Origin of the sequence: Noviherbaspirillum sp. (assembly GCF_036846085.1) — a bacterium.
In the GTDB taxonomy this organism is placed as follows: domain Bacteria; phylum Pseudomonadota; class Gammaproteobacteria; order Burkholderiales; family Burkholderiaceae_D; genus Noviherbaspirillum.
The window spans coordinates 1-4,262 of record NZ_DAIUCO010000353.1; the positions used below are offsets into that span (position 1 = coordinate 1).

Genomic DNA, 4,262 nt, shown 5'->3' on the forward strand with positions numbered 1-4,262 from the left:
GTGATGATGCGCAAGGTGATGTCGCCGCCGAGATAGGGCAGGGTGGCGCCGTCGGACCAATGCATTTGCGGCTGCAGGCTGCGGGCGGAGCGTTCGCGCCGTTCGACAAGCTTGGCAAAAATCCATCGCTGCTTTTCACGGATCGCGCTTTCGACCTCCGCAATCGTCACCCACTTCGGTGCAGTGATGCGCAACCCCTCATCGTCGATCAGGAAACCGATCGAGCGCCGCTTCGACCGCAGCAGCCGGTATTCGAGAATGTGATCGAGCACCTGCATGCGCCGCCGTGGCGTGAGGGATACGGCGGCGCCGGTCCCGGCCGGTGCCGGGAACAATTCCGGCATGCCCGCGGGCGGCGAATGTGGTGGCGGGGATGTCGATTGCGAGCCGGGCTCATGCTTCGGCGCCGGCTTGTCGACCGCCGGCTGCGAAGAACAATCGGGCGAAAAAAAATCGAGTTGCAGAGCGAGCTGCTGTGGATCAGGCGGAGTCTGGCGAAGCAGCTTCAAGGGTATGGGTGACTTTGTCGTTGGAGTAGATGCCGGGCGAGGAAATCACCCGCATCTCGGATTCTATCCATTTTTCAACTTGTTGCATGAGCTCTGTTGCAGAACGGCCCTGCGGCGAGATCGGCTTGCCGATCGATACGGTGATCAGGCCGGGTTTCTTGATGAAGGAATTCTTCGGCCAGCATTCGCCGGAGTTCATCGCGATCGGCACCGCCAGGGCATTGGTCTCGATGGCGAGACGTGCGCCACCGCTCTTGTACTTGCCTTGCCGGCCGACCGGTATGCGCGTGCCTTCGGGGAAGATGATGATCCACTGGCCGTCGGCCAGGCGCTTCTTGCCCTGTTCGACCACCTGCGCAAACGCATCCTTGGTCTTGCTGCGGTCGATCGGGATCATGCGCATCAGCGCGATGCCCCATCCGAAGAACGGGATGTAGGTGAGCTCCTTCTTGAACACGAATACCGGCGGGCGAGGCATCGTGAAGCAGTAGAAGATCGTTTCCCATGCCGACTGGTGCTTGGACAGCAACACCACCGGCGCATCCGGCAGGTTTTCCATGCCCTTGACCTGGTAACGGATGCCGCAGATGGTTTTCGCGGCCCAGATGATGAACACATTCCAGCGGACGGTCATGTAGTAACGCCGGTTGTACGATAGGGGGGCGAACAGGAAGCACAGCGGCGCCCAGATCACCGTGGCGACGATCATGACGAGGGAGAACAGCAGCGAGCGAATGAACATTGTGATGCTTGACATTGAAACTCCGGAGTGAATGGCAGCGCTCAGCGCGCGGAACCGCTGTTGGATTGCAGCAAATGGTCGACGACCGCGGCCAGATTGGCATGCACCGTGGTGCCCGGCGGCAGGCCTCCCTTGGCGCGTGTTTTTTCACCCTTGCCGGTCAACACCAGGTAGGGCGTGCAACCGGCGACAAAGCCAGCCTGCAGGTCGCGCAGGGAATCGCCGATATTCGGCACGCTTTTCAGATTAACCTCGAAACGTTGTGCAATTTCATGCAACATGCCCGGCTTCGGCTTGCGGCAATCGCAATTGTCGTCGGCTGCATGTGGACAGAAGAAAACGGCGTCGATGTCGGCGCCGGCCAGGTGCGCGGCGGTATGCATCTTCTGGTGGATGGCGTTCAGCGTCACGAAATCAAAAAAGCCGCGGGCGATGCCCGACTGGTTGGTCGCCACCACCACCCGATAGCCGGCCTGGTTCAGCCGCGCGATCGCTTCCATCGATCCCGGTATCGGAATCCACTCGTCCGGCGACTTGATGAAGTCGTCGGAATCGTGGTTGATCACGCCGTCGCGGTCGAGGATGATCAGCTTCGTCGTCGCGACGGGTGTCATGCCGCCAGCTTGGAGATGTCCGCCACCCGGTTCATCATGCCGTGCAGGTTGGATAACAGCGCGATGCGATTGTTGCGCAATTGCTCATCTTCTGCCATCACCATCACGTCGTTGAAGAAGGCATCGACGTTGTCGCGCAGATGCGCCAGCGACTTCAGCGTGCCGGTGAAGTCACCGCCGGCGAACGCCGCATCGACCTGCGGTTTCAGTTTTTCGATGGCGGTGAACAAGCCTTGTTCCGCCTGTTCCTGCAACAGGTTCTGTTGTACGGCGCCGGTGGCGGCCGCCGTCTTTTTCAGGATGTTGGTGATGCGCTTGTTGGCGGCGGCGAGCGATTCCGCTTCCGGCAGCGCGGCGAAGGCCTTCACCGCGTCGAGGCGCTCGACGATGTTGTCGAGATGGTCCGGGTTCTGGGCGACCACCGCTTCGATCTCGTTCTGCGCGAAGCCGCGTTCGCGCAGCAGGCCACGCAGCCGGTCGAACAGGAAGGCGGTGATGTCGGTCTTCTGGTCTTTGAAATTCGGATTGCCTTCAAACAAGGTCGCGGTTGCGGTCAGCAGCTTGTCAATCGACAGCGGCAGGCGTTTTTCGACCAGCATGCGCAGGATGCCGAGCGCATGGCGGCGCAGCGCGAACGGATCCTTGTCGCCCGTCGGCTGCAGGCCGATGCCCCAGATACCGACCAGGGTTTCCAGCTTGTCGGCCAGTGCCACAGCGGTGCCAGTCGCCGTCGCCGGCAGGGCGTCGCCGGCGAAGCGCGGCTGGTAATGCTCGGAGATCGCCTGCGCCACTTCCTCATGCTCGCCGTCGTGGCGTGCATAGTAGGTGCCCATGATGCCCTGCAATTCCGGAAACTCGCCGACCATGTCGGTCAGCAGATCGGCTTTTGCCAGCAGCGCGCCGCGCTCGGCCAGTGCGCTGTCGTTCCCCAGCAGCAGGGCAATCTTGTTTGCCAGCGCCTTCACGCGGTCTGTGCGTTGTCCTTGCGTGCCAAGCTTGTTGTGATAAACGACGCTGGCCAGGCCGGGCACCCGGTCGGCCAGTTTTTTCTTCTTGTCCTGCTCGAAGAAAAACTTCGCGTCCGACAGGCGCGGCCGCACCACCCGCTCATTGCCGCCGATGATGTGCGCCGGGTTGGCGGTGTCGAGATTCGATACGATCAGGAAGCGGGAACGCAGGCGTCCGCCCGCATCGGTCAGCGCGAAGTATTTCTGGTTGGTCTGCATCGTCAGGATCAGGCATTCCTGCGGCACGGACAAAAACGTTTCTTCGAAATTGCAGGCATACACCACCGGCCATTCCACCAGCGCGGTGACTTCATCGAGCAGCGCCTCCGGCATCAGCACCGCGTCGCCGCCTGCCTTTTCCAGCAGCGCCGCGCGGATTTTTTCCTTGCGCTGGGTCACGCCGGGAATGATTTTGCCTTGCGACTGGAGCACGTCCGCATACGCGTTTGCGTTGGCGATCTGCAGTTCGCCGGCTGCCAGGAAACGGTGGCCGAGCGTGGTGCGTCCGGCCTGCAGTCCGAGCAGCGTGACCGGCACGATGTCCGCGCCGTGGAGCGCGATCAGCTTGTGCGCGGGGCGGACGAACTGCACGGTGGAGCCGTCCGGGCGCTGGTAGCTCATCACCTTCGGAATCGGTAGCTTGGCGACGGCGTCTTCCAGTGCCGCCTGCAAGCCGCCCTGCAGCGCCGAACCGCGCGCGGTGTAGGTGTAGAAGAAGCTGTCCGCCTTGCCGTCCGGCGCGCGTTCGAGGTCTTGCGGCCGGATTTCGCCGGTGCCGGCGGTCTGCGCCAGCGCGGCCAGTTTTTTCAGCAGCGGCGCCGCGGGCTGACCCTCGGCATTGAGTGCGACCGATACCGGCAGCACCTTTTCGCGGATCGACTTGTCCGGCGACATCGCACGCACATTGGAGATCGATACCGCCAGGCGTCGCGGCGTGGCATAACTTGTTGCCACGGAATCGGCTTCCAGGAAACCGCGGGACATCAATCCGGCGGCGATGCCCGAGGCGAAGGCCTCGCCCAGTTTCGCCAGCGCTTTCGGCGGCAGTTCTTCGGTAAGCAGTTCGACTAATAGTGTTTGATTCATTTTTCTTGTCGCTCCCGCAAAGGCGGGATTCAGGTAATGACCATCAACGGGGCGGACCTCAAGGCTTCATGCGTCCATCGGGCGTTTCAATGCGGCTGCGGCGTCACGCCGCCTGCCGCGCGTCGCCGCACATCGGGAAGCCGAGCTTTTCCCGTGACTCGAAATACGCCTGCGCCACCGCCCGCGACAGGTTGCGGATGCGGCCGATGTAGGCGGCGCGTTCGGTGACGGAAATGGCACCGCGGGCATCGAGCAGGTTGAAGGTGTGCGCGGCTTTCAGGATCATCTCGTAGGCCGGCAGGGC

5 protein-coding genes are annotated in these 4,262 nt (G+C 62.3%); all 5 read right to left on the minus strand.

Annotated elements, in window-relative coordinates; translation table 11 throughout:
- A partial coding sequence (locus tag V7080_RS24405) for a YgjP-like metallopeptidase domain-containing protein (RefSeq protein WP_334190972.1) occupies positions 1–509 on the minus strand: 509 nt, incomplete at its 3' end.
- Positions 481–1,266 (minus strand): lysophospholipid acyltransferase family protein, encoded by a 786-nt coding sequence (locus tag V7080_RS24410; RefSeq protein ID WP_334190973.1) that lies wholly within the window; start codon positions 1,264–1,266, stop codon positions 481–483. The genes V7080_RS24410 and V7080_RS24405, both read right to left, overlap by 29 nt.
- 26 nt (positions 1,267–1,292) lie before the next feature.
- The gene (gene gmhB, locus V7080_RS24415) at positions 1,293–1,865 is read right to left on the minus strand and encodes a D-glycero-beta-D-manno-heptose 1,7-bisphosphate 7-phosphatase (RefSeq protein ID WP_334190974.1); all 573 of its coding nucleotides are present in this window, start codon (positions 1,863–1,865) and stop codon (positions 1,293–1,295) included.
- Positions 1,862–3,958, minus strand: coding sequence for a glycine--tRNA ligase subunit beta (glyS, locus tag V7080_RS24420; protein ID WP_334190975.1), 2,097 nt, complete (start codon positions 3,956–3,958; stop codon positions 1,862–1,864). Before glyS ends, gmhB begins: the two co-directional genes overlap by 4 nt.
- A 103-nt stretch (positions 3,959–4,061) precedes the next feature.
- Positions 4,062–4,262, minus strand: a 201-nt coding sequence (locus V7080_RS24425) for a glycine--tRNA ligase subunit alpha (protein ID WP_334190976.1), incomplete at its 5' end; no start/stop codon positions are given.